Annotated in this window: 38 protein-coding genes; 33 read left to right on the top strand and 5 right to left on the bottom strand. The window is 56.2% G+C overall.

What is annotated here, in order from left to right:
- From AC07N8_RS08405 to bfr, 31 genes are all read left to right on the top strand, one after another.
- The coding region (locus tag AC07N8_RS08405; RefSeq protein ID WP_081011215.1) for an EF-Tu C-terminal domain-related protein at nt 1-378 on the top strand (378 nt) is incomplete at its 5' end.
- Between the two features lie 159 nt (nt 379-537).
- Nucleotides 538-849, top strand: a complete 312-nt coding sequence (gene rpsJ / locus AC07N8_RS08400) for a 30S ribosomal protein S10 (protein ID WP_003186070.1) — start codon at nt 538-540, stop codon at nt 847-849.
- Nucleotides 850-929: 80 nt separating this feature from the next.
- Nucleotides 930-1565 carry a 50S ribosomal protein L3 gene (gene rplC, locus AC07N8_RS08395; RefSeq protein ID WP_003186059.1) on the top strand — a complete coding sequence of 212 codons (636 nt, stop codon included), beginning with the start codon at nt 930-932 and terminating at the stop codon, nt 1563-1565.
- Nucleotides 1566-1577: 12 nt separating this feature from the next.
- Nucleotides 1578-2180, top strand: coding sequence for a 50S ribosomal protein L4 (gene rplD, locus AC07N8_RS08390; protein ID WP_007896707.1), 603 nt, complete (start codon nt 1578-1580; stop codon nt 2178-2180).
- On the top strand, nt 2177-2476 hold the full coding sequence (gene rplW, locus AC07N8_RS08385) for a 50S ribosomal protein L23 (RefSeq protein ID WP_002555488.1): 300 nt from the start codon (nt 2177-2179) through the stop codon (nt 2474-2476). The genes rplD and rplW overlap by 4 nt, the downstream gene beginning before the upstream one ends.
- A 14-nt stretch (nt 2477-2490) precedes the next feature.
- Entirely contained in the window at nt 2491-3315 is an 825-nt protein-coding gene (rplB, locus tag AC07N8_RS08380; RefSeq protein ID WP_003176423.1) for a 50S ribosomal protein L2, read from the top strand.
- 16 nt (nt 3316-3331) lie between these two features.
- Nucleotides 3332-3607: a 30S ribosomal protein S19 gene (gene rpsS, locus AC07N8_RS08375; protein WP_002555486.1), complete on the top strand. Its 276-nt coding sequence runs from the start codon at nt 3332-3334 to the stop codon at nt 3605-3607.
- 11 nt (nt 3608-3618) lie between these two features.
- Nucleotides 3619-3951, top strand: a complete 333-nt coding sequence (gene rplV, locus AC07N8_RS08370) for a 50S ribosomal protein L22 (RefSeq protein WP_003103908.1) — start codon at nt 3619-3621, stop codon at nt 3949-3951.
- A 13-nt stretch (nt 3952-3964) separates the two neighbouring features.
- Complete coding sequence (gene rpsC / locus AC07N8_RS08365; RefSeq protein ID WP_003176422.1) at nt 3965-4651, top strand: 30S ribosomal protein S3; 687 nt, start codon at nt 3965-3967, stop codon at nt 4649-4651.
- A 12-nt stretch (nt 4652-4663) separates the two neighbouring features.
- Nucleotides 4664-5077, top strand: coding sequence for a 50S ribosomal protein L16 (gene rplP, locus AC07N8_RS08360; protein WP_007943783.1), 414 nt, complete (start codon nt 4664-4666; stop codon nt 5075-5077).
- The gene (rpmC, locus tag AC07N8_RS08355; protein ID WP_002555481.1) at nt 5077-5268 is read left to right on the top strand and encodes a 50S ribosomal protein L29; all 192 of its coding nucleotides are present in this window, start codon (nt 5077-5079) and stop codon (nt 5266-5268) included. Before rplP ends, rpmC begins: the two co-directional genes overlap by 1 nt.
- A 2-nt stretch (nt 5269-5270) precedes the next feature.
- Entirely contained in the window at nt 5271-5537 is a 267-nt protein-coding gene (gene rpsQ, locus AC07N8_RS08350) for a 30S ribosomal protein S17 (protein ID WP_003176419.1), read from the top strand.
- A 23-nt stretch (nt 5538-5560) separates the two neighbouring features.
- A complete protein-coding gene (rplN, locus tag AC07N8_RS08345; protein WP_002555479.1) occupies nt 5561-5929 on the top strand; it encodes a 50S ribosomal protein L14 in 369 nt (122 codons plus the stop codon).
- Nucleotides 5930-5940: 11 nt separating this feature from the next.
- Nucleotides 5941-6255: a 50S ribosomal protein L24 gene (rplX, locus tag AC07N8_RS08340; RefSeq protein WP_003176416.1), complete on the top strand. Its 315-nt coding sequence runs from the start codon at nt 5941-5943 to the stop codon at nt 6253-6255.
- A 20-nt stretch (nt 6256-6275) separates the two neighbouring features.
- Nucleotides 6276-6815 (top strand): 50S ribosomal protein L5, encoded by a 540-nt coding sequence (rplE, locus tag AC07N8_RS08335; protein ID WP_003176415.1) that lies wholly within the window; start codon nt 6276-6278, stop codon nt 6813-6815.
- A 13-nt stretch (nt 6816-6828) separates the two neighbouring features.
- On the top strand, nt 6829-7134 hold the full coding sequence (gene rpsN / locus AC07N8_RS08330) for a 30S ribosomal protein S14 (protein WP_003176414.1): 306 nt from the start codon (nt 6829-6831) through the stop codon (nt 7132-7134).
- A 209-nt stretch (nt 7135-7343) separates the two neighbouring features.
- Nucleotides 7344-7736, top strand: a complete 393-nt coding sequence (rpsH, locus tag AC07N8_RS08325) for a 30S ribosomal protein S8 (RefSeq protein ID WP_003186040.1) — start codon at nt 7344-7346, stop codon at nt 7734-7736.
- A gap of 12 nt (nt 7737-7748) precedes the next feature.
- The gene (gene rplF / locus AC07N8_RS08320) at nt 7749-8282 is read left to right on the top strand and encodes a 50S ribosomal protein L6 (protein WP_003176412.1); all 534 of its coding nucleotides are present in this window, start codon (nt 7749-7751) and stop codon (nt 8280-8282) included.
- A 10-nt stretch (nt 8283-8292) separates the two neighbouring features.
- Nucleotides 8293-8643 carry a 50S ribosomal protein L18 gene (gene rplR, locus AC07N8_RS08315; RefSeq protein ID WP_003186037.1) on the top strand — a complete coding sequence of 117 codons (351 nt, stop codon included), beginning with the start codon at nt 8293-8295 and terminating at the stop codon, nt 8641-8643.
- 3 nt (nt 8644-8646) lie between these two features.
- Complete coding sequence (gene rpsE / locus AC07N8_RS08310; protein WP_007943782.1) at nt 8647-9147, top strand: 30S ribosomal protein S5; 501 nt, start codon at nt 8647-8649, stop codon at nt 9145-9147.
- Nucleotides 9148-9149: 2 nt separating this feature from the next.
- The gene (gene rpmD, locus AC07N8_RS08305; protein ID WP_003186033.1) at nt 9150-9326 is read left to right on the top strand and encodes a 50S ribosomal protein L30; all 177 of its coding nucleotides are present in this window, start codon (nt 9150-9152) and stop codon (nt 9324-9326) included.
- 3 nt (nt 9327-9329) lie between these two features.
- Complete coding sequence (gene rplO, locus AC07N8_RS08300) at nt 9330-9767, top strand: 50S ribosomal protein L15 (protein WP_007896782.1); 438 nt, start codon at nt 9330-9332, stop codon at nt 9765-9767.
- The gene (gene secY, locus AC07N8_RS08295) at nt 9768-11096 is read left to right on the top strand and encodes a preprotein translocase subunit SecY (protein ID WP_003228718.1); all 1329 of its coding nucleotides are present in this window, start codon (nt 9768-9770) and stop codon (nt 11094-11096) included.
- Between the two features lie 27 nt (nt 11097-11123).
- Nucleotides 11124-11240 carry a 50S ribosomal protein L36 gene (rpmJ, locus tag AC07N8_RS08290; RefSeq protein ID WP_002555468.1) on the top strand — a complete coding sequence of 39 codons (117 nt, stop codon included), beginning with the start codon at nt 11124-11126 and terminating at the stop codon, nt 11238-11240.
- A 130-nt stretch (nt 11241-11370) separates the two neighbouring features.
- Nucleotides 11371-11727 carry a 30S ribosomal protein S13 gene (gene rpsM / locus AC07N8_RS08285; RefSeq protein WP_003186020.1) on the top strand — a complete coding sequence of 119 codons (357 nt, stop codon included), beginning with the start codon at nt 11371-11373 and terminating at the stop codon, nt 11725-11727.
- Nucleotides 11728-11757: 30 nt separating this feature from the next.
- A complete protein-coding gene (rpsK, locus tag AC07N8_RS08280) occupies nt 11758-12147 on the top strand; it encodes a 30S ribosomal protein S11 (RefSeq protein WP_002555466.1) in 390 nt (129 codons plus the stop codon).
- A gap of 18 nt (nt 12148-12165) precedes the next feature.
- On the top strand, nt 12166-12786 hold the full coding sequence (gene rpsD, locus AC07N8_RS08275; RefSeq protein WP_003210056.1) for a 30S ribosomal protein S4: 621 nt from the start codon (nt 12166-12168) through the stop codon (nt 12784-12786).
- 22 nt (nt 12787-12808) lie between these two features.
- Complete coding sequence (locus AC07N8_RS08270) at nt 12809-13810, top strand: DNA-directed RNA polymerase subunit alpha (RefSeq protein ID WP_003186012.1); 1002 nt, start codon at nt 12809-12811, stop codon at nt 13808-13810.
- Nucleotides 13811-13852: 42 nt separating this feature from the next.
- A complete protein-coding gene (gene rplQ / locus AC07N8_RS08265) occupies nt 13853-14239 on the top strand; it encodes a 50S ribosomal protein L17 (protein ID WP_007918448.1) in 387 nt (128 codons plus the stop codon).
- 189 nt (nt 14240-14428) lie between these two features.
- Entirely contained in the window at nt 14429-15883 is a 1455-nt protein-coding gene (locus AC07N8_RS08260; RefSeq protein ID WP_493143023.1) for a catalase, read from the top strand.
- A gap of 149 nt (nt 15884-16032) precedes the next feature.
- Complete coding sequence (bfr, locus tag AC07N8_RS08255; RefSeq protein ID WP_007943775.1) at nt 16033-16497, top strand: bacterioferritin; 465 nt, start codon at nt 16033-16035, stop codon at nt 16495-16497.
- A gap of 65 nt (nt 16498-16562) precedes the next feature.
- Here bfr and uvrA read toward each other — a convergent pair whose 3' ends face one another.
- Nucleotides 16563-19397 carry an excinuclease ABC subunit UvrA gene (gene uvrA / locus AC07N8_RS08250; RefSeq protein WP_123433348.1) on the bottom strand — a complete coding sequence of 945 codons (2835 nt, stop codon included), beginning with the start codon at nt 19395-19397 and terminating at the stop codon, nt 16563-16565.
- Between the two features lie 191 nt (nt 19398-19588).
- On the opposite strand from uvrA, the gene AC07N8_RS08245 reads away from it, so the two are divergent.
- Both AC07N8_RS08245 and AC07N8_RS08240 read left to right on the top strand, forming a co-directional pair.
- Nucleotides 19589-20986, top strand: coding sequence for an MFS transporter (locus tag AC07N8_RS08245; protein WP_483843515.1), 1398 nt, complete (start codon nt 19589-19591; stop codon nt 20984-20986).
- A gap of 9 nt (nt 20987-20995) precedes the next feature.
- A complete protein-coding gene (locus AC07N8_RS08240) occupies nt 20996-21523 on the top strand; it encodes a single-stranded DNA-binding protein (RefSeq protein WP_017341065.1) in 528 nt (175 codons plus the stop codon).
- 66 nt (nt 21524-21589) lie between these two features.
- Here AC07N8_RS08240 and AC07N8_RS08235 read toward each other — a convergent pair whose 3' ends face one another.
- From AC07N8_RS08235 to AC07N8_RS08220, 4 genes are all read right to left on the bottom strand, one after another.
- On the bottom strand, nt 21590-23794 hold the full coding sequence (locus AC07N8_RS08235) for an OsmC domain/YcaO domain-containing protein (RefSeq protein WP_483843516.1): 2205 nt from the start codon (nt 23792-23794) through the stop codon (nt 21590-21592).
- Between the two features lie 156 nt (nt 23795-23950).
- Nucleotides 23951-25108 (bottom strand): glutathionylspermidine synthase family protein, encoded by a 1158-nt coding sequence (locus AC07N8_RS08230; protein ID WP_493143019.1) that lies wholly within the window; start codon nt 25106-25108, stop codon nt 23951-23953.
- Between the two features lie 12 nt (nt 25109-25120).
- Complete coding sequence (locus AC07N8_RS08225; RefSeq protein ID WP_483843518.1) at nt 25121-25834, bottom strand: DUF1190 domain-containing protein; 714 nt, start codon at nt 25832-25834, stop codon at nt 25121-25123.
- A 19-nt stretch (nt 25835-25853) separates the two neighbouring features.
- Nucleotides 25854-26282, bottom strand: coding sequence for a DUF350 domain-containing protein (locus tag AC07N8_RS08220; RefSeq protein ID WP_123433352.1), 429 nt, complete (start codon nt 26280-26282; stop codon nt 25854-25856).
- Between the last annotated feature and the right edge of the window lie 5 nt (nt 26283-26287).

The following is a 26287-nucleotide window of genomic DNA, read 5'->3' as shown; positions in this document are numbered from 1 at the left end:
CGTGCTGGCGAGAACTGCGGCGTGCTGCTGCGCGGCACCAAGCGTGACGACGTTGAGCGTGGCCAGGTTCTGGTTAAACCGGGTTCGGTTAAGCCTCACACCAAGTTCACCGCAGAAGTTTACGTTCTGAGCAAGGAAGAAGGCGGTCGTCATACTCCGTTCTTCAAAGGCTACCGTCCACAGTTCTACTTCCGTACTACTGACGTGACCGGTAACTGCGAATTGCCAGAAGGCGTTGAAATGGTAATGCCAGGTGACAACATTCAAATGACTGTTACCCTGATCAAAACCATCGCAATGGAAGACGGTCTGCGCTTCGCTATCCGTGAAGGCGGCCGTACCGTTGGTGCTGGCGTTGTAGCTAAAATCATCGAGTAATTATCTCTTCTGAGATAGCTCGATTTTTTTAAGAAGGCCCCCGCTTAGCGGGGGCCTTTTTTATTGGGTTGACACCTATCTGGGGCGTCTATAGAATTGCGCCTCCTTTTAACGGGCGTATTGCGCTCGGTGGGAATAGCAGCCGGAGTCTGAAATCCAATGCAAAATCAGCAAATCCGTATCAGGTTGAAGGCTTTTGACCATCGCCTGATCGACCAATCCACCCAGGAAATCGTGGAAACCGCGAAACGTACTGGTGCTCAAGTGCGTGGTCCAATTCCACTGCCTACCCGTAAAGAGCGGTTCACCGTTCTGGTCTCCCCGCACGTCAACAAAGACGCGCGTGACCAGTACGAGATCCGTACTCATAAGCGTGTTCTGGACATCGTCCAGCCAACGGATAAAACCGTTGATGCTCTTATGAAGCTTGATCTTGCGGCCGGTGTGGAAGTGCAGATCAGCCTCGGCTAAGACTCGGTCTTAGTCGTGTAACGCTCTGAAATGGGCGGCCATAGCGGGTGAAAGCCCCGTACACTCATGAGGTTTACAACATGACTATTGGTGTAGTCGGTCGTAAATGCGGTATGACCCGTATTTTCACCGAAGAAGGTGTCTCCATTCCGGTCACGGTCATTGAGATCGAACCGAATCGCGTCACCCAGTTCAAAACTGAAGAGACCGATGGCTATCGTGCAGTGCAAGTCACTGTAGGCGAGCGTCGTGCTTCGCGTGTTACAGCTGCTCAAGCTGGCCACTTCGCTAAAGCGAACGTTGCCGCTGGTCGCACCGTAATGGAATTCCGCCTTGAAGAAGGCGAGTACCAGGCCGGCGATCTGATCAACGCTGAAATCTTCGCCGCTGGTCAACTGGTTGATGTAACCGGTCAGTCCAAGGGTAAAGGCTTCCAGGGTACGATCAAGCGTTGGAACTTCCGCGGGCAAGATAATACCCACGGTAACTCCGTGTCCCACCGCGTTCCAGGCTCTATCGGCCAGTGCCAGACTCCTGGTCGTGTATTCAAGGGCAAAAAAATGTCCGGTCATATGGGCGCTGAGCGCGTGACCGTGCAGTCCCTCGAAGTAGTGCGCGTGGACGCTGAACGCAATCTGTTGTTGGTCAAGGGCGCTGTTCCTGGCGCTACTGGCGGCAACTTGGTTGTACGTCCAGCAGCCAAGGCTCGCGGTTAAGGGGAAGCTGACATGCAATTAAATGTAAATGACGCTCAAGCGATCGAAGTTTCCGAACTGACATTTGGCGGCGAATTCAACGAGACGCTGGTTCACCAAGCAGTCGTGGCCTACATGGCCGGCGGCCGTCAGGGTTCCAAGCAGCAAAAGACCCGTTCCGACGTTCGTGGTGGCGGTAAGCGCCCATGGCGTCAGAAAGGTACTGGCCGTGCTCGTGCCGGTACTATCCGTAGCCCAATCTGGCGTGGCGGCGGTACCACTTTCGCAGCTCGTCCTCAGGATCACACCCAGAAGCTGAACAAGAAGATGTATCGCGCAGCAATGCGTTCCATCCTTGCTGAGCTGGTGCGTACTGATCGTCTGGTAGTGGTTCAGGACTTCGCTGTTGATGCACCGAAGACCAAAGATCTGCTGAACAAACTGACCGGCATGGGCTTGACTGACGTCTTGATCGTGTCTGAAGTCGTTGATCAGAACCTGTACCTGGCTGCTCGTAACCTGCCACACGTTGATGTACGTGACGTGCAAGGTTCCGATCCAGTTAGTCTGATCGCATACGACAAGGTGTTGATCACCGTGTCGGCCGTGAAGAAATTCGAGGAGCTGCTGGGATGAACCAGGAACGCGTATTTAAAGTTCTGCTTGGCCCGCACGTTTCCGAGAAGGCTACGGTTCTGGCTGACAAAAAAGGCCAGTTCGTTTTCAAGGTTGCAACTGACGCAACCAAGCTGGAAATCAAGAAGGCCGTCGAAAGCCTGTTCAGCGTGAAAGTAGAGCGTGTTACTACCCTGAATGTTCTGGGTAAGAGCAAGCGCACTGCTCGCGGTCTGGGCAAGCGTAATGACTGGAAGAAGGCAGTTATCTCCCTTCAGCCAGGCCAAGATCTCGATTTCAGCAGCAGTGCTGAGTAAGGAAGGGGTGCATCATGGCAATCGTTAAATGCAAACCGACTTCCCCTGGCCGCCGTTTTGTGGTCAAGGTGGTCAACCAGGAGCTGCATAAAGGCGCTCCTCACGCACCGCTGCTCGAGAAAAAATCGAAGACTGGTGGTCGTAACAACAATGGTCGCATTACCACTCGTCACATCGGTGGTGGCCATAAGCAGCATTATCGTCTGGTCGATTTCCGTCGCAACGACAAAGATGGCATCTCTGCCACTGTCGAGCGTATTGAATACGATCCAAACCGTACTGCTCACATCGCTCTGCTGCTGTACGCAGATGGCGAGCGTCGCTACATCATCGCCCCTAAAGGCGTGAGTGCTGGTGACCAGCTGATCGCAGGTGCTCTGGCACCGATCAAGCCGGGCAACGCTCTGCAACTGCGTAACATTCCAGTTGGTAGCACCGTACACGGCATCGAATTGAAGCCAGGTAAAGGCGCACAGATCGCTCGTTCCGCTGGTGCTTCGGCTCAGCTGATCGCTCGTGAAGGTGTCTACGTGACCCTGCGTCTGCGTTCTGGTGAGATGCGTAAAGTGCTGGCTGAATGCCGTGCGACCCTGGGCGAAGTCTCGAACTCCGAGCACAGCCTGCGTTCGCTGGGTAAAGCTGGTGCCAAACGCTGGCGTGGCGTTCGCCCAACCGTTCGTGGTGTTGCCATGAACCCGGTTGACCACCCACATGGTGGTGGTGAAGGTCGTACCTCTGGTGGTCGTCATCCGGTATCGCCATGGGGCTTCCCGACTAAGGGCGCGAAGACTCGTGGTAATAAGCGTACCGACAAAATGATCGTCCGTCGTCGCAAGTAAATAGAGGGATACGACAGTGCCACGTTCTCTGAAAAAAGGTCCTTTTATCGATCTTCACCTACTGAAGAAGATCGAAGTGGCGGCGGAAAAGAACGATCGCAAACCGGTGAAAACCTGGTCGCGTCGTTCGATGATCCTGCCACAAATGGTCGGTTTGACCATCGCAGTACACAACGGTCGTCAACACGTCCCAGTTCTCGTTAACGAAGACATGGTCGGCCACAAACTGGGCGAGTTCGCCGGTACCCGCACTTATCGTGGGCACGTGGCAGACAAGAAAGCCAAGCGTTAAGGGGTTAGGAAATGGAAGTAGCCGCTAAGTTGTCGGGCGCTCGAATCTCCGCCCAGAAAGCCCGCTTGGTCGCCGACCAGATCCGCGGGAAGAAGGTGGGCGAAGCGCTCAACTTGTTGGCTTTCAGCAGTAAGAAAGCCGCCGAGATCATGAAGAAAGTGCTGGAGTCGGCCGTAGCCAACGCCGAGCATAACGAAGGCGCAGACGTTGATGACCTTAAAGTCAGCACCGTTTTCGTCAACGAAGGGCGTTCGCTGAAGCGCATCATGCCACGTGCCAAAGGCCGTGCTGATCGCATCGTCAAGCGGTCTTGCCATATCACTGTCAAGGTTGCTGACAAGTAACGGAGTCGAAGAGATGGGTCAGAAAGTACATCCCATTGGCATTCGCCTGGGAATCGTCAAGGAGCACACCTCCGTCTGGTACGCAGACGGTCGGACTTATGCGGACTATTTGTTCGCTGATCTGAAGGTGCGTGAGTATCTCCAAGACAAACTAAAAAGCGCGTCCGTAAGCCGTATCGATATCCATCGTCCGGCTCAGACTGCACGTATCACCATCCACACCGCTCGTCCAGGTATCGTTATCGGGAAGAAAGGTGAAGATGTTGAGAAACTGCGTCAGGACCTGACCAAGCAAATGGGTGTGCCTGTGCACATCAATATCGAAGAGATCCGCAAGCCGGAGCTCGACGGTATGCTGGTTGCGCAGAGCGTAGCTCAGCAGCTGGAGCGTCGCGTAATGTTCCGTCGCGCTATGAAGCGCGCTGTTCAGAACGCCATGCGCATTGGTGCCAAAGGCATCAAAATCCAAGTGAGCGGTCGTCTCGGCGGTGCTGAAATCGCACGTACTGAATGGTATCGCGAAGGTCGTGTGCCACTGCACACCCTGCGTGCCGACATCGACTATGCCAACTACGAAGCTCACACCACTTACGGTGTGATCGGTGTAAAGGTTTGGATCTTCAAAGGCGAAGTAATTGGTGGTCGCCAAGAAGAACTGAAACCACAAGCACCAGCGCCTCGTAAAAAAGCTGCTAAGTAAGGGGTACGCCAAATGTTGCAACCAAAGCGTACGAAGTTCCGCAAGCAGATGACAGGCCACAACCGTGGTCTGGCACAGCGCGGTAGCAAAGTCAGCTTCGGCGAATATGCGCTGAAGTCTGTAGCTCGTGGTCGTCTCACCGCTCGTCAGATCGAGTCAGCGCGTCGTGCTCTGACCCGTCACGTTAAACGTGGCGGCAAGATCTGGATCCGTGTATTCCCGGACAAGCCTATTTCCAAAAAGCCCCTCGAAGTTCGTATGGGTAAAGGTAAGGGTAGTGTGGAGTACTGGGTTGCCCAGATTCAGCCAGGCAAAGTCCTGTATGAAATCGAGGGTGTTTCTGAAGAGCTGGCGCGTGAGGCTTTTGCCCTGGCTGCTGCAAAGCTGCCGCTCGCCACCGCCTTTGTTAAACGGACGGTGATGTGATGAAAGCGAATGAACTTCGTGAAAAATCCGCACAGCAGCTGAACGAGCAACTGCTCGGCTTGCTGCGCGACCAGTTCAATCTGCGTATGCAGAAAGCAACTGGCCAGTTGGGGCAGTCTCATCTGCTCTCGCAAGTTAAGCGTGACATCGCTCGCGTGAAGACTGTGCTCAACCAGCAGGCAGGTAAGTAATCATGGCTGAAGCCGAAAAAACTGTCCGTACGCTGACTGGCCGTGTTGTCAGCGACAAGATGGACAAAACCATCACCGTACTGATCGAGCGTCGCGTAAAGCACCCGATCTACGGTAAATACGTTAAGCGTTCGACTAAGCTGCACGCGCACGACGAAACCAATCAGTGCCACATCGGCGACAAAGTCACTATTCGTGAAACTCGTCCTTTGGCCAAGACCAAGTCTTGGGCGCTGGTTGATGTTCTCGAACGCGCTGTGGAAGTCTAAGGACTAGGGGTCGGAGAAATTATATGATTCAGACTCAATCCATGCTCGATGTGGCCGATAACAGCGGCGCTCGCCGTGTTATGTGCATCAAGGTGCTGGGTGGCTCCCATCGTCGTTACGCTGGTATCGGTGACATCATCAAAGTTACCGTGAAGGAAGCAATTCCTCGCGGTAAAGTGAAAAAAGGCCAAGTGATGACTGCTGTTGTAGTCCGCACTCGTCACGGCGTACGTCGTGCTGATGGCTCCATTATCCGCTTTGATGGCAACGCTGCTGTTCTTCTGAACAACAAGCAAGAGCCGATCGGCACCCGTATCTTTGGGCCAGTGACCCGTGAACTTCGTACTGAGAAGTTCATGAAGATCGTCTCGCTCGCCCCAGAAGTGCTGTAAGGAGATCCGACATGCAAAAGATTCGTCGTGACGACGAGATCATCGTGATCGCCGGCAAAGACAAAGGTAAGCGCGGTAAGGTGCTTAAGGTTCTCGCTAATAACCGTCTGGTTATTGGCGGTCTGAACCTGGTTAAGCGTCATACCAAGCCTAACCCGATGTCGGGCGTACAAGGCGGTATCGTCGAAAAAGAAGCTCCACTGGACGCTTCTAACGTCGCCATTTTCAACGGCGAAACCAACAAGGCTGACCGCGTTGGTTTCAAAGTAGAAGACGGCAAGAAAATTCGTGTCTTCAAGTCGACCCAAAAAGCGGTTGATGCTTGAACACTGCTAGGTAGAAGACCATGGCACGACTAAAAGAGATTTACTGGAAGGAAATCGCACCGAAACTTAAGGAAGAACTTAAGCTTTCGAACGTGATGGAAGTTCCACGCGTTACAAAAATCACCCTGAACATGGGTCTGGGCGAAGCCGTCGGTGACAAAAAAGTCATCGAGCACGCTGTTGCCGACCTGGAAAAGATCACCGGCCAGAAAGTCGTTGTGACCTACGCTCGGAAATCCATCGCTGGCTTTAAAGTCCGTGAAGGTTGGCCGATCGGCGTCAAAGTGACCCTGCGCCGTGAGCGTATGTACGAGTTCCTGGATCGTCTGCTGTCGATCTCCCTGCCTCGGGTTCGCGACTTCCGCGGCCTGAATGCCAAGTCCTTCGATGGTCGTGGTAACTACAGCATGGGCGTTAAAGAGCAGATCATCTTCCCGGAAATCGACTACGACAAGATCGATGCTCTCCGCGGTCTGGACATTACCCTGACCACCACTGCCAAGAACGATGATGAAGGTCGCGCCCTGTTGCGTGCTTTCAAATTCCCGTTCCGCAACTGATTGGAGTAGGAAAATGGCCAAGATGAGCATGAAAAACCGCGAGCTGAAGCGTCAGCTCACGGTTGCCAAGTACGCCAAAAAGCGTGCAGCACTGAAAGCTATCATCGTTGATCTGAACGCAAGTCCAGAAGCACGTTGGGAAGCTACAGTAGCTCTGCAGAAGCAGCCACGTGACGCAAGCGCCTCGCGCATGCGTAACCGCTGCCGCCTGACCGGTCGTCCACACGGCGTTTACCGCAAGTTCGGCCTCGGCCGTAACAAACTGCGTGAAGCTGCAATGCGTGGTGACGTACCTGGTCTGGTTAAAGCCAGCTGGTAAGCACTATCAAAGTCTCGGCGTTCGGAATCGCAAGATACTGACCGCCGGTGACCTTGAACTTGAATCAAGCCCCTTTTGGGGCTTGATTCATTTGTGGGGTGTGTCTAGAATACCCGGCTCGCCTGAGCCCGTGCTTTTTCCGCATGGATGAGCTCGGCGACAAGTAGTAGCCGCAAGGCTAATTTTTTTGTATTAGGAGCGTCTAGCCCATGAGTATGCAGGACCCGTTAGCGGACATGCTAACTCGAATCCGTAATGCCCAGATGGCTGAAAAGTCCGTCGTAAGCATGCCATCTTCTACTTTGAAGGTAGCTGTTGCCAAAGTCCTGAAGGACGAAGGTTACATTGCGGGTTATCAGATCAGCAGCGAAATCAAACCACTGCTGTCCATCGAGCTGAAGTACTTCGAAGGCCGTCCGGTCATCGAGGAAGTGAAGCGCGTTAGCCGTCCAGGCCTGCGTCAGTACAAGTCCGTCGATGATCTGCCAAAAGTTCGTGGCGGTCTCGGTGTGTCTATCGTCTCCACCAACAAAGGTGTGATGACGGATCGTGCTGCGCGCGCTGCCGGTGTCGGCGGCGAAGTTCTTTGCACTGTGTTCTAAGGGGGGATAAGCATGTCACGCGTCGCTAAGAACCCCGTTAAGCTGCCAGCCGGTGTCGAAGTCAAATTCGCAGGCCAACAGCTTTCGGTGAAGGGTGCCAAGGGCACTCTCGAACTGAACATCCATTCGTCCGTTGAGATCGTTGAAGAAGCTGGTGAGCTGCGTTTCGCTGCTCGCAATGGCGATCAACAAACTCGCGCAATGGCTGGTACCACTCGTGCGTTGGTAAACAACATGGTCCAAGGCGTAAGCCAAGGCTTCGAGCGCAAGCTCCAGCTGGTCGGTGTTGGTTACAAAGCGCAAGCAAAAGGCACAGTGCTGAACCTGGCTCTTGGCTTCTCGCACCCAGTGGATTATGAACTGCCGGAAGGCATCACCGCTGAGACTCCTAGCCAGACCGATATCCTGATCAAGGGCATCGATAAGCAGCTGGTAGGTCAAGTGGCCGCCGAGATCCGCGACTTCCGTCCACCAGAGCCGTACAAAGGCAAAGGTGTGCGCTACGCGGACGAAGTCGTCCGTCGTAAAGAAGCCAAGAAGAAGTAGGGCATAGCAAATGACCGACAAAAAAGTTACTCGACTGCGTCGCGCTCGCAAAGCACGCCTGAAAATGCACGAACTCGAAGTCGTGCGTCTCTGCGTGTTCCGCTCGTCGCAGCACATCTACGCCCAGGTCATTTCGGCCGACGGCAACAAAGTCCTGGCATCTGCCTCGACTTTGGATAAAGAACTGCGTGATGGCGCCACTGGCAACATCGACGCGGCCACTAAGGTTGGCCAGCTGGTCGCTACGCGTGCTAAAGCCGCTGGCGTCTCGCAGGTGGCTTTCGACCGCTCTGGCTTCAAGTACCACGGCCGCGTCAAGGCGCTGGCTGATGCTGCTCGTGAAGCTGGGCTGGAGTTCTAAGTTATGTCAAATAACGACCAAAAGCGCGACGAAGGCTACATCGAGAAGCTGGTTCAAGTTAACCGCGTAGCCAAAACCGTTAAAGGCGGCCGTATCTTCACTTTCACCGCGTTGACCGTGGTTGGTGATGGTAAAGGGCGTGTTGGCTTCGGCCGTGGCAAGTCGCGTGAAGTGCCTGCTGCGATCCAGAAGGCAATGGAAGCTGCTCGCCGCAACATGATCCAAGTTGATCTGAACGGCACCACTCTGCAGTACGCAATGAAGTCCGGTCACGGCGCTTCGAAGGTGTACATGCAGCCTGCTTCTGAAGGTACCGGTATCATCGCTGGCGGCGCTATGCGTGCTGTCCTCGAAGTTGCTGGCGTTCAGAACGTTCTGGCCAAGTGCTACGGCTCGACTAACCCGGTAAACGTGGTTCACGCCACTTTCAAAGGTTTGAAAGCTATGCAGTCTCCTGAATCCATTGCCGCCAAGCGTGGCAAAAGCGTCAAGGAGATCTTCTGATCATGGCTACCGTTAAAGTTACGCTGATCAAAAGCATGACCGGCCGTATCCCTAACCACAAACTGTGCGTTAAGGGTCTGGGTCTGCGTCGCATCGGTCACACTGTAGAAGTACTTGATACTCCCGAGAATCGCGGGATGATCAACAAGGCTTACTACATGCTGCGTGTCGAGGGTTAATCGATGAAACTCAATGATCTGAGTCCAGCGCCGGGTTCCCGTCGCGAAAAGCATCGTCCGGGCCGTGGTATCGGTAGTGGTTTGGGCAAGACCGGTGGCCGTGGCCACAAAGGTCAGTCTTCCCGCTCCGGTGGCACCATTGCTCCAGGCTTTGAAGGCGGTCAACAGCCGCTGCATCGTCGCCTGCCGAAGTTCGGTTTCGTTTCCCTGAAAGCCATGGACCGCGCAGAAGTGCGTCTGTCCGAGCTGGCTAAAGTGGAAGGCGACATCGTCACCGTGCAGTCCCTGAAAGATGCCAACGTGATCAACGTCAACGTTCAGCGTGTGAAAATCATGCTGTCCGGCGAAGTTACTCGCGCTGTCACCATCGGAAAGGGAATCGGCGCCACCAAAGGTGCGCGTGCGGCTATCGAAGCAGCTGGCGGCAAGTTCGAGGAATAAATGGCTAAGCAAGGTGCTCTCTCTGCGCTCGGCAAAGGCGGTATGTCTGAACTCTGGGCTCGTCTGCGTTTTCTGTTCCTGGCGATTATCGTCTACCGAATAGGCGCACACATCCCGGTTCCAGGTATCAACCCGGACCGACTCGCGGACCTGTTTCGACAGAATGAGGGGACCATTCTTAGCTTGTTCAACATGTTTTCCGGCGGCGCGCTGGAACGGATGAGCATCTTTGCACTGGGGATCATGCCGTACATTTCGGCATCGATCATCATGCAACTGATGACCGCCGTCAGCCCGCAGCTGGAGCAGTTGAAGAAGGAAGGTGAAGCTGGCCGTCGCAAGATCAGCCAGTACACCCGCTACGGCACTGTCGTCCTCGCTCTCGTTCAGGCAATTGGCATGTCCATTGGTCTGGCAGGGCAGGGCGTTGCGTTCACTGGTGACTTTGGCTTCCATTTCGTCGCGGTATCCACTTTTGTGGCTGGTGCGATGTTCATGATGTGGCTGGGTGAGCAGATTACTGAGCGTGGTGTTGGCAACGGTATCTCGATGTTGATTTTTTCGGGTATCGTCGCCGGTCTTCCGAGAGCGATCGGGCAGTCTTTCGAGTCTGCACGTCAGGGTGATATCAACATCTTCGCCCTGGTTGCCATCGGTTTGCTGGCAGTAGCGATTATCGGTTTCGTGGTGTTCATTGAGCGTGGTCAGCGTCGTATTGCTGTTCACTACGCCAAGCGTCAGCAGGGCCGTAAGGTCTTTGCTGCGCAGACTAGCCACTTGCCGCTGAAGGTGAACATGGCCGGTGTTATTCCGGCCATTTTCGCGAGCAGCATTTTGCTGTTCCCGGCTTCGTTGGGTGCCTGGTTTGGTCAGTCTGAAGGTATGGGCTGGTTGCAGGACATCTCGCAGTCGATCGCTCCTGGTCAGCCGTTGAATATTCTGCTGTTTAGTGCAGGGATTATTTTCTTCTGCTTCTTCTATACGGCGTTGATGTTCAATCCGAAAGACGTAGCGGAAAACCTGAAGAAGTCCGGTGCCTTTATTCCGGGCATCCGTCCAGGTGAGCAGTCTGCGCGCTACATTGATGGCGTTCTGACCCGCTTGACCATGTTCGGTGCTCTTTACATGACGGCCGTGTGCTTGTTGCCCCAGTTCCTGGTGGTTGCAGCAAACGTACCGTTCTACCTTGGCGGGACCTCGTTGCTGATCGTCGTCGTGGTTGTGATGGACTTCATGTCCCAAGTACAATCGCACCTCGTTTCGCACCAGTACGAATCCCTGATGAAGAAAGCCAACCTGAAGGGTTACGGCAGCGGCATGTTGCGCTGAGTACCCATAAGGTTCGAGGAGTTGGTGATGAAAGTTCGTGCATCGGTGAAAAAGCTGTGCCGTAACTGCAAAATTATTCGCCGCGAAGGTGTTGTTCGAGTAATTTGCAGCGCGGAACCGCGTCACAAACAGCGCCAAGGCTGAGTGTGATTGTGCTTCAAGCCCGGTAGCTAGTGCGCTACCGGGTTGATTATTTGTTATTACAGCGATATTATCTCGCGCCCTATTTCTTGGCTTCCGGGGCGTAGGTAGCTGTCAATTGGAGTCCCACTGAATGGCCCGTATTGCAGGCGTTAACATTCCAGATAACAAGCATACTGTTATCTCGCTGACCTACATCTATGGTGTTGGTCGCACTACTGCACAGAAGATCTGTGCAGTGACTGGGGTAAACCCAGCCGCAAAGATCAAAGATCTGAGCGACGAGCAGATTGAACAGCTGCGTGGCGAAGTGGCGAAGTTCACCACTGAAGGTGACCTGCGTCGCGAAATCAACATGAAAATCAAGCGTTTGATGGACCTCGGTTGCTATCGCGGTCTGCGTCATCGTCGTGGTCTTCCAGTGCGCGGTCAGCGTACCAAGACTAACGCGCGTACCCGTAAAGGTCCGCGTAAGCCGATCCGCAAGTAATCGCCCCCGCGAATCGACAGGAAAATTATCATGGCAAAACCTGCTGCTCGTCCTCGTAAAAAAGTTAAAAAGACAGTGGTTGATGGCATCGCCCACATCCATGCATCTTTTAACAACACAATCGTGACCATCACCGACCGTCAAGGCAACGCTCTTTCCTGGGCTACCTCCGGTGGTTCGGGTTTCCGCGGTTCCCGCAAGTCCACCCCGTTTGCTGCTCAAGTAGCTGCTGAACGTGCTGGTCAAGCTGCGCTGGAATACGGTCTGAAAAACCTCGACGTTAACGTCAAAGGTCCAGGCCCAGGTCGTGAATCTGCAGTCCGCGCTTTGAACGGCTGTGGCTACAAGATCGCCAGCATCACCGACGTGACGCCAATCCCGCACAACGGGTGCCGTCCGCCGAAGAAGCGCCGCGTGTAATCCAGGAGATTGTAAAGAATGGCTCGTTACATTGGTCCAAAATGCAAACTCGCTCGTCGCGAAGGCACCGATCTCTTTCTGAAGAGCGGCGTGCGCGCGATCGAATCGAAGTGCAACATTGAAGCAGCACCTGGTATCCACGGCCAACGCCGCGGTCGCCAGTCCGATTACGGCACCCAACTGCGTGAAAAGCAGAAGGTCCGTCGTATCTACGGCGTTCTCGAGCGTCAATTCAGCGGCTACTACAAAGAAGCTGCTGGCAAGAAAGGTGCAACCGGTGAAAACCTGCTGCAACTGCTCGAATGCCGTCTGGACAACGTTGTATACCGTATGGGCTTTGGTTCGACTCGTGCCGAATCCCGTCAGCTGGTATCGCACAAATCCGTCAGCGTTAACGGTCAAACCGTAAACGTACCGTCTTACCAGGTTCGTGCTGGTGACGTGGTCGCGATTCGCGAGAAAGCAAAGAACCAACTTCGCATTGTCCAAGCTCTCGATCTGTGTGCCCAACGTGGCCGCGTAGAATGGGTAGAAGTAGACACTGAGAAGAAGTCGGGCGTTTTCAAGAACGTTCCAGCTCGCAGTGATCTGTCCGCCGACATCAACGAAAGCCTGATTGTCGAGCTCTACTCCAAGTAAGGGCTAGAAAATAGGTGCATCCATGCAGATTTCGGTAAATGAGTTCCTGACACCCCGCCACATTGATGTGCAGGTTGTCAGTCCAACCCGCGCCAAGATCACTCTCGAGCCTCTCGAGCGTGGTTTCGGCCACACCCTGGGCAACGCGCTGCGCCGCATCCTGTTGTCCTCAATGCCCGGCTGTGCAGTAGTCGAGGCCGAGATTGACGGTGTACTCCATGAGTACAGCGCCATCGAAGGCGTACAGGAAGACGTAATTGAAATCCTGTTGAACCTTAAAGGTCTGGCTATCAAGCTGCACGGTCGTGACGAAGTTACGCTGACCTTGTCGAAGAAGGGTTCGGGGGTGGTTACCGCTGCCGATATTCAGCTGGATCATGATGTCGAGATCGTTAACCCCGATCACGTAATCGCTAACCTGGCGTCTAACGGCGCCCTGAACATGAAGCTCACCGTAGCTCGTGGTCGTGGTTATGAACCGGCAGACTCGCGTCAGAGCGATGAAGACGAAAGCCGCAGCATCGGTCGCTTGCAGCTTGACTCTTCGTTCAGCCCGGTTCGCCGTATCGCATACGTGGTGGAAAACGCCCGTGTCGAGCAGCGTACTAACCTGGACAAGCTGGTTATTGATCTGGAAACCAACGGTACCCTGGATCCTGAAGAGGCTATCCGCCGCGCTGCAACCATTCTGCAACAGCAGTTGGCTGCGTTCGTCGATCTCAAAGGTGACAGTGAGCCAGTGGTTGTCGAGCAGGAAGACGAGATCGATCCGATCCTGCTTCGCCCGGTTGACGATCTGGAACTGACTGTACGTTCGGCTAACTGCCTTAAGGCGGAAAACATCTACTACATCGGTGACCTGATTCAGCGTACCGAAGTAGAGCTGTTGAAGACTCCGAACCTTGGCAAGAAATCCTTGACTGAAATCAAGGACGTTCTGGCCTCCCGCGGTCTGTCCCTCGGCATGCGCCTCGACAACTGGCCGCCTGCAAGTCTTAAGAAGGACGACAAGGCGACTGCCTGATCGTCGTAATCACCGAACGTCGTGTTTGGTAAGGAATGAACCATGCGTCATCGTAAAAGTGGTCGTCACCTGAGCCGCACTAGCTCGCACCGCAAGGCCATGTTTCAAAACATGGCAGTGTCGCTGTTCGAGCACGAGCTGATCAAAACTACACTGCCGAAAGCTAAAGAACTGCGTCGCGTTGCTGAGCCGCTGATCACTTTGGCCAAGACAGACAGCCTGGCTAACCGCCGTCTGGCTTTCGACCGTACTCGTTCGAAAGCTATCGTTGGTAAGCTCTTCAACGACCTGGGCAAGCGTTACGCTACCCGTGAGGGTGGCTACCTGCGCATCCTCAAGTGCGGCTTCCGCACTGGCGACAACGCGCCTATGGCGTACGTCGAGTTGGTTGATCGTGCTACTGCCGGCGAAGCTGTATCCGCCGAGTAAGACGTCAGTCTGAAACGAAAAACCGGGCCTAGTGCCCGGTTTTTTGTGGGCGCTCGAAAAGTGCCACGACCGTTAGTTATTTTCTATCGCTACTGAAAGGTTAATGAATTTGTAGGTGTAACGTTGGTGATCAATACTCCTCCTCAGCCGATTAGCCGGCAGTTATAGACTGACAAAGGAAGAGATCGCATGAGCCAAAGTAAAACGCTTACCACCGCCAGTGGCGCTCCTGTCGCCGATAACCAGAATTCCCGTTCCGCCGGCCCCCGTGGCCCGCTGCTGCTCGACGATTTTCACCTGATCGAGAAGCTTGCCCACTTCAACCGCGAAAACATCCCGGAACGCCGTGTACACGCCAAGGGCTCGGGCGCTTACGGTACGTTCACCGTTACGCGTGACATCACCGAGTACACCAGCGCCAAACTGTTCGAGTCTGTCGGCAAGCAAACTCCGACGTTCCTGAGGTTCTCCACCGTCGGCGGTGAGCGTGGTTCGGCCGATACAGAGCGCGATCCACGGGGTTTTGCCCTGAAGTTCTACACCGAAGAAGGTAACTGGGACATCGTTGGCAACAACACGCCCGTGTTCTTCATCCGCGATCCGTTGAAATTCCCGGACTTCATCCACACGCAAAAACGCCTGCCGCAAAGCAATCTGAAAAGTGCGCAGATGATGTGGGACTTCTGGTCGCATTCGCCCGAGGCGCTGCACCAGGTCACTATCTTGTTCTCGGATCGCGGCATTCCTGACGGCTACCGTCACATGCACGGCTTCGGCAGCCACACCTACAGCCTGATCAACGCCAATGGCGAGCGGCACTGGGTGAAATGGCACTACAAAACAAAGCAAGGAATCAAAAACCTCGCCCCGGCAGAAGCTGCGCGCCTGGCGGGTACTGATCCTGATTACGCCCAGCGCGATCTGTTCGGCGCGATCGAGCGTGGTGACTTCCCGAAATGGCGCGTGTGCGTACAAATCATGACCGAGGCTCAAGCGGCGGCGCACTACGAGAATCCGTTCGATGTGACCAAAACCTGGTCGCAGAAAGAGTTTCCACTGATCGAAGTCGGCGAACTGGAGCTCAACCGCAATCCGCTGAATTACTTTGCTGAAGTCGAGCAAGCGGCGTTCGGTCCGAGCAACATGGTGCCAGGTGTTGGTCTCTCGCCTGACCGCATGCTGCAAGGTCGCGTATTCGCTTACGCGGATGCTCACCGCTACCGCATCGGCACCAATCACCAGCAACTGCCGGTGAATGCCCCTCGCAGCCCGGTGAACAGCTACCAGCGCGATGGTTCGATGGCATTTGGCAGCAACGGCGGTGCGGCACCTAACTACGAGCCTAACAGCTACGTGGATTCGCCGAAGCAAGCGCCTCGCTATGCAGAGCCGCCCTTGGCTTTGAGCGGTGCAGCTGATCGTTACGATCACCGCGAAGATACCGACTACTACAGCCACGCCGGTGCGTTGTTCCGCTTGATGAGCGACGAGCAGAAAGCGCTGTTGGTCAACAACATTGCCGGCGCAATGGCCGGGGTTTCCAGTGATGTGGTTGACCGTCAATTGCAGCATTTCTACAAAGCCGATCCGGCGTATGGAGAAGCAATCGCAAAGCTGCTCAACGTACAGCTTAACGAAGTCTAAATGAGAAGCAGAACCGCCCTCGATTGGGCGGTTTTTGCGTTATTTAAACCACTTTTCTCAGAATATCTTCGCTTTTATCGCGCAAACGGAGTGACCAATCAGTCTTCGTGGTTCAAACTACAGACTTTCAAGCAGGGAGATGTAGGGCGATGCAAGGCCACCCAGACGTAATCGATTACCTCAACACGTTGCTGACCGGCGAACTGGCGGCGCGTGATCAATATTTCGTCCATTCGCGGATGTATGAGGACTGGGGTTTCACCAAGCTCTACGAACGTATCAACCACGAAATGGAAGAAGAAGCCGGGCATGCTGATGCCTTGATGCGCCGAATTCTGATGCTCGAAGGCACGCCGCGCATGCGTCCGGACGACCTTGATGTCGGCACCACCGTGCCGGACATGCTCGCCGCTGACCTGCGACTGGAATACAAAGTCCGCGCCGCGCTCTGCAAGGGCATCAAGCTCTGCGAGCAGCACAAGGACTATGTCAGCCGCGAGATGCTGCGGGTTCAATTGCATGACACCGAAGAAGACCATACCTACTGGCTTGAAAAGCAGATGGGCCTGATCAAGTTGATCGGTCTGGAAAATTACCTGCAATCGCACGCCTGATTCCACCGAATACAAAAAAGCCCCTGTCACCGACAAAGTGACAGGGGCTTTTTCATGGCCGTGATTCAGGCCTTGTCGCGTGCCAACAGTGGCTTGAGGTAGAAGCCGGTATGAGACTGCTTCATCTCCGACACTTCTTCCGGTGTACCGACGGCAATAATCTGCCCGCCCTTGGAGCCGCCCTCTGGTCCAAGGTCCACCAGCCAGTCCGCAGTCTTGATTACGTCCAGGTTGTGCTCGATCACCACCACGGTGTTGCCGTGGTCGCGAAGGCGATGCAATACATCAAGCAGTTGCTGAATATCCGCGAAGTGCAGACCAGTCGTTGGCTCGTCGAGGATGTACAGGGTCTTGCCGGTATCGCGCTTGGACAGTTCTCGGGACAGTTTCACCCGTTGCGCCTCACCACCGGACAGCGTGGTCGCCGATTGCCCCAGCTTGATGTACGACAAGCCCACATCCATCAACGTCTGAAGCTTGCGTGCCAGCGCTGGAACCGCGTCGAAGAACACCCGGGCTTCCTCGATGGTCATCTCGAGGGTTTCATGGATGCTCTTGCCCTTGTACTTGATCTCAAGGGTTTCACGGTTGTAGCGCTTGCTCTTGCAGACGTCGCACGGAACGTAGATGTCTGGCAGGAAGTGCATTTCCACCTTGATCAACCCGTCGCCCTGGCAGGCTTCGCAGCGTCCGCCCTTCACGTTGAAGGAGAAACGACCCGGACCATAACCCCGTGAGCGAGATTCCGGCACGCCGGCGAACAACTCGCGAATCGGTGTGAACAGCCCGGTGTAAGTGGCAGGGTTGGAGCGCGGCGTTCGGCCGATAGGGCTTTGGTCGATGTCGACGACCTTGTCCAGATGCTCCAGGCCCTTGATGCTGTCGTGCGCGGCTGCCTCAAGCGTCGTCGCGCCGTTGAGAGCCGTAGCGCTCAAGGGGAACAGCGTGTTGTTGATCAGCGTCGACTTGCCGGATCCGGACACGCCGGTCACGCAGGTCAGCAGGCCGATCGGAATGTCCAGGTCGACGTTGCGCAAGTTGTTGCCGCGAGCGCCCTTGAGGGACAGCGACAGCTTCTTGTTACGCGGTGTGCGCTTGGCCGGAACGGCGATCTTCACCCGGCCCGACAAGTACTTGCCAGTCAACGAGTCAGGGTGAGCCATGACCTCGGCCGGTGTGCCTTCGGCGACGATATGCCCACCGTGTACGCCGGCGCCCGGGCCGATATCCACCACGTAGTCAGCCAGGCGAATCGCGTCTTCGTCGTGCTCGACCACAATCACCGTGTTGCCGATGTCGCGCAGGTGCTTGAGCGTGCCCAGCAGTCGATCATTGTCCCGTTGGTGCAGACCAATCGACGGTTCGTCGAGGATGTACAGAACGCCCACAAGACCGGCGCCAATCTGGCTCGCCAGACGAATCCGCTGGGCTTCACCGCCGGACAAAGTGTCGGCACTGCGATCCAGCGACAGGTAGTCGAGGCCCACGTTGACCAGGAACTGCAGGCGTTCGCGGATTTCCTTGAGAATCTTGTCGGCGATCTCGCCACGACGGCCTGTCAGCTTCAGCACGCCGAAGTACTCGCACGCGTCGCCAATCGGCAGATTCGTCACCGCTGGCAGGGTTTTCTCGCCCACCCAGACATGCCGCGCCTCACGACGCAGGCGGGTGCCACGGCAATCCGGGCAAGGCTGGGTGCTGAGGAACTTGGCCAGCTCTTCACGCACCGAAGCGGATTCGGTTTCGCGGTAGCGGCGTTCAAGGTTCGGCACGATGCCTTCGAACGGGTGCGAGCGTTTGACGATGTCGCCACGGTCGTTCAGGTATTTGAAATCGACGTTCTGCGAGCCGCTGCCGTGCAGGATGAACTTCTGCTGATCGGCCGGCAGTTCGTTGAACGGCACTTCCAGGCTGAATTTGTAGTGGGACGCCAACGACCCGAGCATCTGGAAGTAATAGACGTTGCGCCTGTCCCAGCCGCGAATCGCGCCCTCGGCCAGTGTCAGCTCGCCGTTGACCAGGCGCTTGATGTCGAAAAACTGTTTCACGCCCAGGCCATCGCAAGTCGGGCAGGCGCCGGCCGGGTTGTTGAAGGAGAACAGCTTGGGTTCCAGCTCGCTGATGGCATGACCGCAGATCGGACAGGCGAAGCGGGCGGAGAAGATCATCTCTTCACCCGGCTCGTCATCCATCGGCGCAACCAGTGCAATGCCGTCCGCCAGCTTCAGCGCGGTCTCGAACGATTCTGCCAGGCGCTGTTGCAGATCGGCGCGGACCTTGAAGCGGTCGACCACGACATCGATCGAGTGCTTCTTCTGTTTATCCAGCTTCGGCAATTCGTCCAGCTCGCAGAGCCGGCCATTGACCCGGGCTCGCACAAAGCCTTGCGCGCGCAATTCTTCGAACACCGACAGATGCTCGCCCTTGCGCTCGCGGATGACCGGCGCCAGCAGCATCAGTTTGCTGCCTTCCGGTTGGGCGAGGACCAGGTCGACCATCTGACTGACGGTCTGCGCTTCCAATGGAATATCGTGATCCGGGCAGCGCGGAATACCCACGCGTGCATACAGCAGGCGCAGGTAATCGTAGATTTCGGTGATGGTGCCGACCGTCGAACGCGGGTTGTGCGAGGTCGACTTCTGTTCGATGGAAATGGCTGGCGACAAACCTTCGATGGTATCGACGTCAGGCTTTTCCATCATCGACAGAAACTGCCGGGCATAGGCCGACAGCGACTCGACGTAGCGACGCTGGCCTTCGGCGTACAGCGTGTCGAATGCCAGGGACGATTTGCCCGACCCGGACAGGCCGGTGATGACGATCAGCTTGTCCCGTGGCAGGGTCAGGTCGATGTTCTTCAGGTTGTGGGTCCGGGCCCCACGAATCAGGATCTTGTCCAAAGTGGCCTCGCTTGGCGGGCGTCGAAAACGTAGGAGTATACGGCCAAATACTGGATGGATGCACACTATCAAACGAGCGGGTTGATGTCTTACATGAAGAGTCTGTCAGCGGAGCGCGTCAAAGCGTCGCGATATACCCTGTCAATCGATGGGACTGGTAGAATCGCGGCCGGTTCACATGAGGTTTTTCCATGCACGATCCCCACAGCGAACGCATGAGTGGCAGTGAGACCCGCGCAGCAAGCGGTCTGGCCCTGGTGTTCGCCTTCCGTATGCTTGGCATGTTCATGGTGTTGCCGGTTCTGGCGACCTATGGGATGGATCTGGCAGGCGCGACACCGGCCCTCATCGGGCTGGCGATTGGCGCTTACGGCCTGACCCAGGCAATCTTCCAGATTCCCTTCGGTTTCATTTCCGACCGCATCGGTCGTCGTCCGGTGATTTACCTGGGGCTGATCGTCTTCGCCCTCGGCAGCGTGCTGGCGGCCAATGCCGATTCGATCTGGGGCGTTATCGCCGGACGAATCCTGCAGGGCGCCGGGGCGATTTCCGCCGCCGTCATGGCCTTGCTGTCAGACCTGACCCGCGAGCAGCATCGGACCAAGGCCATGGCCATGATCGGCATGACGATTGGTCTGTCGTTCGCGGTCGCCATGGTCGTGGGACCATTGCTGACCCGTGCCTTCGGCCTGTCCGGATTGTTCCTCGCCACCGGCGGCATGGCACTGTTCGGTATCGTGATCGTGATGTTCATGGTGCCAAGATCCACCGGGCCGTTGCAGCACCGCGAGTCCGGTGTCGCGCGCCAGGCGCTGATCCCGACACTCAAGCACCCGGACCTGCTGCGTCTGGATCTCGGCATTTTTGTGTTGCACGCGATGTTGATGTCGAGCTTCGTTGCCTTGCCCCTGGCGCTGGTCGAAAAAGCCGGCCTGCCTAAAGAACAGCACTGGTGGGTCTACCTCACCGCGCTGCTGATCTCCTTCTTCGCCATGATCCCGTTCATTATCTACGGCGAGAAGAAACGCAAAATGAAACGAGTTTTATTGGGCGCCGTGCTGACGCTGATGCTCACTGAGCTATTCTTCTGGCAGTTCGGCGATAGCTTGCGGGCTCTGGTGATCGGGACGGTGGTGTTTTTCACCGCGTTCAATCTGCTGGAAGCTTCGTTGCCTTCGCTGATCAGCAAGGTTTCACCAGCAGGCGGCAAGGGCACGGCGATGGGGGTTTATTCCACCAGCCAGTTCCTCGGTTCGGCACTCGGCGGTATTCTCGGCGGCTGGATGTACCAGCATGGCGGTCTGTCGGTTGTGTTCCTGGGATGCGCTGGCCTGGCTGCACTTTGGCTGGCCTTTGCTGTTACCATGCGCGAACCTCCCTACGTGACGAGTCTGCGCTTGCCGCTGTCGCCCGAGGCGATCCGCGAAGCGGGTCTGGTTGAGCGCCTGAAGGCCGTCGTAGGGGTAACAGATGCAGTGATCGTCGCAGACGAAGCGGCGATTTACATCAAATTGGACACAGAACTATTGGATCGCACCACCCTCGAGCGCCTGGTGAACAACCCGCCCGAGGCAGCGTGCGTAGCCTAGGAGAACGTTATGGCCCGTGGGGTTAACAAAGTCATATTGGTCGGCACTTGCGGCCAGGATCCCGAAGTTCGCTACTTGCCTAACGGTAACGCCGTGACCAACCTGAGTCTGGCGACCAGCGAACAATGGACCGACAAGCAAACCGGTCAGAAGGTCGAGAAGACTGAATGGCACCGTGTGTCGATGTTCGGCAAGGTTGCGGAAATCGCCGGCGAATACCTGCGTAAAGGTTCGCAGGTGTACATCGAAGGCAAGCTGCAGACCCGCGAGTGGGAAAAAGACGGTATCAAGCGTTACACCACTGAAATCGTGGTCGACATGCAAGGCACCATGCAACTGCTGGGCGGCCGTCCACAACAGGGCGACCAACAAGGTGGGGGCAACAATTACCAGCAGTCCGCTCCGGCTCCACGCCAGCAGGCACCACGTCCGCAGCAGTCGTCGGCACCGCAACAGTCGCGTCCGGCTCCACAGCAGCAGGCCGCGCCTCAGCCAGCTCCGGATTTCGACAGCTTTGACGACGATATCCCGTTCTAAAAAGCGGCGATCCAGTCAGTAATAAAAAAAGCGAAGCCATCTGGCTTCGCTTTTTTGTGGGCGCTATTAACGGGATAACGTGGTGACGTTGGCCCGTGCCGAGTGCAGTTTCTTGTAGCTGTCGATCAACCGCAGGTGCCTGTCGAGCCCCTCCAGTTTCATGCTGGTCGGCGTCAAGCCATGGAAACGCACGCTGCCGTCCACCGATCCGATGGCCGCGTCGGTGCGTTCGTTGCCAAACATCCGGCGAAAATTGGCCTCGTAGTCTTCCAGTTCCAGGTCTTCGTCCAGCTTCATTTCCAGCACCACATTGACCGCCTGGTAGAACAAACCGCGTTCAACCGTGTTGTCGTTGTACTGCAGGAACATTTCTACCGCCTCTTTTGCCTCTTCGTATTGCTGCAAGGCGAGATAGATCAGCAGTTTCAACTCGAGGATCGTCAGCTGACCCCACGCCGTATTGTCGTCGAACTCGATACCGATCAAGGAGGTGATGTCGGTGTAGTCGTCCAGCTCACTTTCCACCAAACGCTCAACCAGTGATCGCAGTTCTTCTTCGTCCAGACGATGCAGGTTGAGGATATCGGCGCGGAAGAACAGTGCTTTGTTGGTGTTATCCCAGATCAGATCGTCCGCTGGATAGATTTCCGAATAGTCCGGTACGAGGATGCGGCATGCCGTTGCGCCGATATGCTCGTAGACCGCCATGTACACTTCTTTGCCCATGCCTTTGAGGATGCCGAACAGGGTCGCGGCTTCCTCGGCATTCGAGTTTTCACCTTGGCCGGAGAAGTCCCACTCGACGAATTCGTAATCCGACTTGGAGCTGAAGAAGCGCCACGACACCACGCCGCTGGAGTCGATGAAATGCTCGACGAAGTTATTCGGCTCGGTCACCGCATGCCCTTCAAACGTCGGCTGCGGCAGGTCGTTGAGGCCTTCGAAACTGCGGCCCTGCAACAATTCGGTGAGGCTGCGTTCCAGCGCCACTTCCAGGCTCGGGTGCGCGCCGAATGAGGCAAACACGCCGCCGGTGCGCGGGTTCATCAGCGTGACGCACATCACCGGGAATTCACCACCCAGGGATGCATCTTTCACCAGCACCGGGAAGCCTTGCTCTTCCAGTGCCTGAATACCGGCGAGAATCCCAGGGTACTTCGCCAGCACGTCGGCCGGCACATCCGGCAAGGCAAATTCGCCTTCGATGATTTCGCGTTTGACCGCTCGCTCAAAGATCTCCGACAGGCACTGCACCTGGGCTTCGGCCAGCGTGTTGCCGGCGCTCATGCCGTTGCTCAGGAACAGGTTTTCGATCAGGTTGGACGGGAAATACACCACCTCGCCATCCGACTGGCGCACGTAAGGCAGCGAACAGATGCCGCGCTCTTCATTGCCCGAGTTGGTGTCGATCAGATGGGAACCGCGCAGTTCGCCGTCGCGGTTGTAAATCTTCAGGCAGTATTCGTCGAGAATTTCTGTGGGCAGTGCGTCCTTGCGGCCAGGCTTGAACCAGCGCTCGTCCGGGTAATGCACGAACGGCGCGTTGGCGATGTCTTCACCCCAGAACTGGTCGTTGTAGAAGAAGTTGCAGTTCAGACGCTCGATAAACTCGCCCAGGGCCGACGCCAACGCGCCTTCCTTGGTGGCGCCTTTGCCATTGGTGAAACACATCGGCGAGTGCGCATCGCGGATGTGCAGCGACCACACGTTGGGCACGATATTGCGCCACGAAGCGATTTCAATCTTCATGCCCAGGTCCGCCAGAATGGCCGACATGTTGGCGATGGTTTGCTCCAGCGGCAGATCCTTGCCCGCGATATAGGTATGCGCCTCGGAATTGGAGGCAGGCATCAACAACGCTTGGGCATCGGCATCGAGGTTGTCGACTTCTTCGATCACAAACTCAGGCCCGGCCTGCACCACTTTTTTCACCGTGCAACGGTCGATGGAACGCAGGATGCCCTGGCGGTCCTTGTCGGAGATGTCCGCCGGCAACTCGACCTGGATCTTGAAAATCTGGTTGTAGCGGTTTTCCGGGTCAACAATGTTGTTCTGCGACAGGCGGATGTTTTCGGTGGGAATACTGCGAGTGTCGCAGTACAGCTTCACGAAATAGGCCGCACACAACGCCGACGAAGCCAGGAAGTAGTCGAACGGACCCGGTGCCGAGCCATCGCCCTTGTAGCGGATAGGTTGATCGGCGACCACGGTGAAGTCATCGAACTTTGCTTCAAGCCGAAGGTTGTCGAGAAAGTTGACCTTGATTTCCATGGGGGATTACCAGAATAACGGGCTAGACGAATTGGCCGCCATTATCCGGCTTTTCAGGCGTATGTCTTGTCGTTGTCGGATCCTGAGCCTGGTTTACGCCTGTTTCAACTCGACGCCCGATACACGGTATCGGACGTTTTATGAGCGATTTGAGGCTCAGTCGAGGATCAGGTGTGGCAAAAAGCGGCTCGAATCCTTGGTGATCAAGCTGTTGTCTTCGCGCACACCAATCCCGGCTGCCTGATCGCCAATCACCCAAGAGCCGATCAGCGTATAGCTGTCGCCAAACTTGGGCAGCGGCGCGAATTCCTGAAGGATAAACGGCGCGTCGGTGTAGGGGCCGTCCTCTTTCACGATCAGACCGTCGGCGGTTTGCAGCTCGATGTTGGCGCCTTCGCGGGAGAAGAACGGTTTGCGCACCCAGCCCTTTGGCACCGCTTTGTTCGGGTCCGTGTCCGGATGCGCCGCGAGCAGGTTCGGGTGACCTTTGTTGAATTCCCACAGTAGCGGCAGGATGCCTTTGTTGGAGATGATGGATTTCCACGCGGGCTCAAAAAATTGCGTATCACACTGGGCAATCGCGGCGCCGAAGGGCTCGTGGAAGATGAATTCCCAAGCGTGCAGCTTGAACAGGTGAGGAATCCAGCGATCTTCAAGGTCGACGAAGCGTCCGTCGCTGGTCAGGCCGATGTCTTCGATGTCGATGTGTCGTGATTCGATGCCGACCTTTTCCGCGACCAGTCGCAGGTAATCAGTGGTGCCCTTGTCTTCGACCGAGTGTTTCATCGAGGCGAAATAAAATGGCTGCTTCAACTGCAACTGGGCGAAAGCCTGATGCAGTTTGGTGTCGATGCTGTTGAACTGGTCAGCCTGCTTGGGCAACAGACCACGTTCGATGCATTGCTCCAGCCAGCCCCATTGAAACGCTGCGGCCTCATACAGGCTGGTCGGCGTGTCGTAGTTGAGTTCCAGCAACTTGGCCGGCCCGGTGCCGTTGTAGGAGAAATCCATGCGCCCATACAAGTGCGGGTGGCCTTCGAGCCATGACGTGCGAATCATGTCGTAGAACGCCGGGGGAATGCTCAGGCGCTCGAGCAATTCTTCGTTCTGCACCACCCGGGCGACCATGTCCATGCACATCTCATGGATCTCGGTGGTCGGGTCTTCCAGATCGTTTTCGATCTGTTTGAGCGTGAACTGGTAATACGCGCTCTCGTCCCAGTAGGGTTCGTCGTCGATGGTGTGAAACAGAAAGCCGAGACCTTCGGCGGTCTGTTTCCAGTCATGACGCTCTGCACAATGGATCTTCTTCATGGCCCGGTTTCCTTAACTGCTCGACCCGCCGCCCCAGCCGCTGCGTGCACTGGCCTTGCTGCCGAAGCCGCCACGCGACGTCGACGAGGCAACGGAAGAAACCGGCTTGCTCGCCGACTTGCTGATGGTGGAGCTGTAGCTGCTGCCGGATCGCGCCTGGTTGGAGCGGCCAAACGTCGAACCGTTGGCGACGCGCTGGCTGAGCGTTGAATTGCCGTAGTTACCGCGATCGTCGCGGTAGCGGTACACCGGCTGCGAGTAATAGCTGTTGCGGTTGTTGCTCAGCATGTTGCCGATCAACAGTCCGGTCAGCAGGCTGCTGGTGGAGAAGCCCGAACCGCCGGTGTTGGCTTCCGACGCCGGCAATTGCGCCTTGGCGGCGTCGACCTGGGACTGCGTCACCTCGCCATCGGCGCTCAGCTCGAAGCCGCCGAGCCGGGGGATGAACTTGCCGGTCGAATCCTGCTGGCACCAGTCGGCGACGAAGTCAGCGTCACAATCGGCCTGGTTGTCGTACACCGGCGCAATGCGGCGATGTTCGGCCATGGCGGTCATGTAGGCGTCTGAGCAGACGTCCACCGGGAGTTTTTCATCGGCGCATTGCTGAACGGACTGGAAGTTGTACTTCTTCTGCACCGCGTAGGTTTTTTCCGTTGGCCCGCAACCGGATATCGCCATGGCGACCGATGCGGCCAGCGAGAGCTGAACGTACTTGCTTCGTTTCATCAGGATCTCCGCTGAGCAATCAGTTCTGGGAAGGGGTCATGCACGCGGCGTTCAACATGCCGACGCTGATGGCCACTGCCGCGACATAGATGCCCGCTGCGATTTCACCTTTCTTGATGCGCTCGGAGGTGCCTTTGAGCACCAGGCTGGTCATCAGGAACGCCAGCAGTTGCACAAACGCGGCAATGACTGCCCAGACGACGAAGTCGAGCAGGCTGATCGAATAGGCGATCACATTGCTCGCTGGAATGGCGAAGCCAATGATCGCGCCACCCAGTGCAATCGCAGCCGCCACGTTGCCCGAACGGATCAGTTCGAATTCTTTGTGCGGTGTGATGCGGGTGTAGATGAACTGGAACAGCGCGAACAGCACGGCGGCGCCGAGGATGTACGACAAAAACCCGAGCACGGCTGCCGGGTTCAGGGAGATGGAGAGTGCTTCTAGCATGGACG

The sequence above is a fragment of the Pseudomonas sp. GW821-FHT10C09 genome, from assembly GCF_059415465.1.
This window is presented reverse-complemented; position numbering and strand designations above follow the sequence as displayed.

Excerpts from the sequence above, each read along its gene's own strand:
- rpsJ (WP_003186070.1), top strand. The coding sequence starts at position 538 with ATGCAAAATCAGCAAATCCGTATCAGGTTGAAGGCTTTTGACCATCGC.
- rplC (WP_003186059.1), top strand. The coding sequence starts at position 930 with ATGACTATTGGTGTAGTCGGTCGTAAATGCGGTATGACCCGTATTTTC.
- rplD (WP_007896707.1), top strand. The coding sequence starts at position 1,578 with ATGCAATTAAATGTAAATGACGCTCAAGCGATCGAAGTTTCCGAACTG.
- rplW (WP_002555488.1), top strand. The coding sequence starts at position 2,177 with ATGAACCAGGAACGCGTATTTAAAGTTCTGCTTGGCCCGCACGTTTCC.
- rplB (WP_003176423.1), top strand. The coding sequence starts at position 2,491 with ATGGCAATCGTTAAATGCAAACCGACTTCCCCTGGCCGCCGTTTTGTG.
- rplV (WP_003103908.1), top strand. The coding sequence starts at position 3,619 with ATGGAAGTAGCCGCTAAGTTGTCGGGCGCTCGAATCTCCGCCCAGAAA.
- rpsC (WP_003176422.1), top strand. The coding sequence starts at position 3,965 with ATGGGTCAGAAAGTACATCCCATTGGCATTCGCCTGGGAATCGTCAAG.
- rplP (WP_007943783.1), top strand. The coding sequence starts at position 4,664 with ATGTTGCAACCAAAGCGTACGAAGTTCCGCAAGCAGATGACAGGCCAC.
- rpmC (WP_002555481.1), top strand. The coding sequence starts at position 5,077 with ATGAAAGCGAATGAACTTCGTGAAAAATCCGCACAGCAGCTGAACGAG.
- rpsQ (WP_003176419.1), top strand. The coding sequence starts at position 5,271 with ATGGCTGAAGCCGAAAAAACTGTCCGTACGCTGACTGGCCGTGTTGTC.
- rplN (WP_002555479.1), top strand. The coding sequence starts at position 5,561 with ATGATTCAGACTCAATCCATGCTCGATGTGGCCGATAACAGCGGCGCT.
- rplX (WP_003176416.1), top strand. The coding sequence starts at position 5,941 with ATGCAAAAGATTCGTCGTGACGACGAGATCATCGTGATCGCCGGCAAA.
- rplE (WP_003176415.1), top strand. The coding sequence starts at position 6,276 with ATGGCACGACTAAAAGAGATTTACTGGAAGGAAATCGCACCGAAACTT.
- rpsN (WP_003176414.1), top strand. The coding sequence starts at position 6,829 with ATGGCCAAGATGAGCATGAAAAACCGCGAGCTGAAGCGTCAGCTCACG.
- rpsH (WP_003186040.1), top strand. The coding sequence starts at position 7,344 with ATGAGTATGCAGGACCCGTTAGCGGACATGCTAACTCGAATCCGTAAT.
- rplF (WP_003176412.1), top strand. The coding sequence starts at position 7,749 with ATGTCACGCGTCGCTAAGAACCCCGTTAAGCTGCCAGCCGGTGTCGAA.
- rplR (WP_003186037.1), top strand. The coding sequence starts at position 8,293 with ATGACCGACAAAAAAGTTACTCGACTGCGTCGCGCTCGCAAAGCACGC.
- rpsE (WP_007943782.1), top strand. The coding sequence starts at position 8,647 with ATGTCAAATAACGACCAAAAGCGCGACGAAGGCTACATCGAGAAGCTG.
- rpmD (WP_003186033.1), top strand. The coding sequence starts at position 9,150 with ATGGCTACCGTTAAAGTTACGCTGATCAAAAGCATGACCGGCCGTATC.
- rplO (WP_007896782.1), top strand. The coding sequence starts at position 9,330 with ATGAAACTCAATGATCTGAGTCCAGCGCCGGGTTCCCGTCGCGAAAAG.
- secY (WP_003228718.1), top strand. The coding sequence starts at position 9,768 with ATGGCTAAGCAAGGTGCTCTCTCTGCGCTCGGCAAAGGCGGTATGTCT.
- rpmJ (WP_002555468.1), top strand. The coding sequence starts at position 11,124 with ATGAAAGTTCGTGCATCGGTGAAAAAGCTGTGCCGTAACTGCAAAATT.
- rpsM (WP_003186020.1), top strand. The coding sequence starts at position 11,371 with ATGGCCCGTATTGCAGGCGTTAACATTCCAGATAACAAGCATACTGTT.
- rpsK (WP_002555466.1), top strand. The coding sequence starts at position 11,758 with ATGGCAAAACCTGCTGCTCGTCCTCGTAAAAAAGTTAAAAAGACAGTG.
- rpsD (WP_003210056.1), top strand. The coding sequence starts at position 12,166 with ATGGCTCGTTACATTGGTCCAAAATGCAAACTCGCTCGTCGCGAAGGC.
- AC07N8_RS08270 (WP_003186012.1), top strand. The coding sequence starts at position 12,809 with ATGCAGATTTCGGTAAATGAGTTCCTGACACCCCGCCACATTGATGTG.
- rplQ (WP_007918448.1), top strand. The coding sequence starts at position 13,853 with ATGCGTCATCGTAAAAGTGGTCGTCACCTGAGCCGCACTAGCTCGCAC.
- AC07N8_RS08260 (WP_493143023.1), top strand. The coding sequence starts at position 14,429 with ATGAGCCAAAGTAAAACGCTTACCACCGCCAGTGGCGCTCCTGTCGCC.
- bfr (WP_007943775.1), top strand. The coding sequence starts at position 16,033 with ATGCAAGGCCACCCAGACGTAATCGATTACCTCAACACGTTGCTGACC.
- AC07N8_RS08245 (WP_483843515.1), top strand. The coding sequence starts at position 19,589 with ATGCACGATCCCCACAGCGAACGCATGAGTGGCAGTGAGACCCGCGCA.
- AC07N8_RS08240 (WP_017341065.1), top strand. The coding sequence starts at position 20,996 with ATGGCCCGTGGGGTTAACAAAGTCATATTGGTCGGCACTTGCGGCCAG.
- AC07N8_RS08235 (WP_483843516.1), bottom strand. The coding sequence starts at position 23,794 with ATGGAAATCAAGGTCAACTTTCTCGACAACCTTCGGCTTGAAGCAAAG.
- AC07N8_RS08230 (WP_493143019.1), bottom strand. The coding sequence starts at position 25,108 with ATGAAGAAGATCCATTGTGCAGAGCGTCATGACTGGAAACAGACCGCC.
- AC07N8_RS08225 (WP_483843518.1), bottom strand. The coding sequence starts at position 25,834 with ATGAAACGAAGCAAGTACGTTCAGCTCTCGCTGGCCGCATCGGTCGCC.
- AC07N8_RS08220 (WP_123433352.1), bottom strand. The coding sequence starts at position 26,282 with ATGCTAGAAGCACTCTCCATCTCCCTGAACCCGGCAGCCGTGCTCGGG.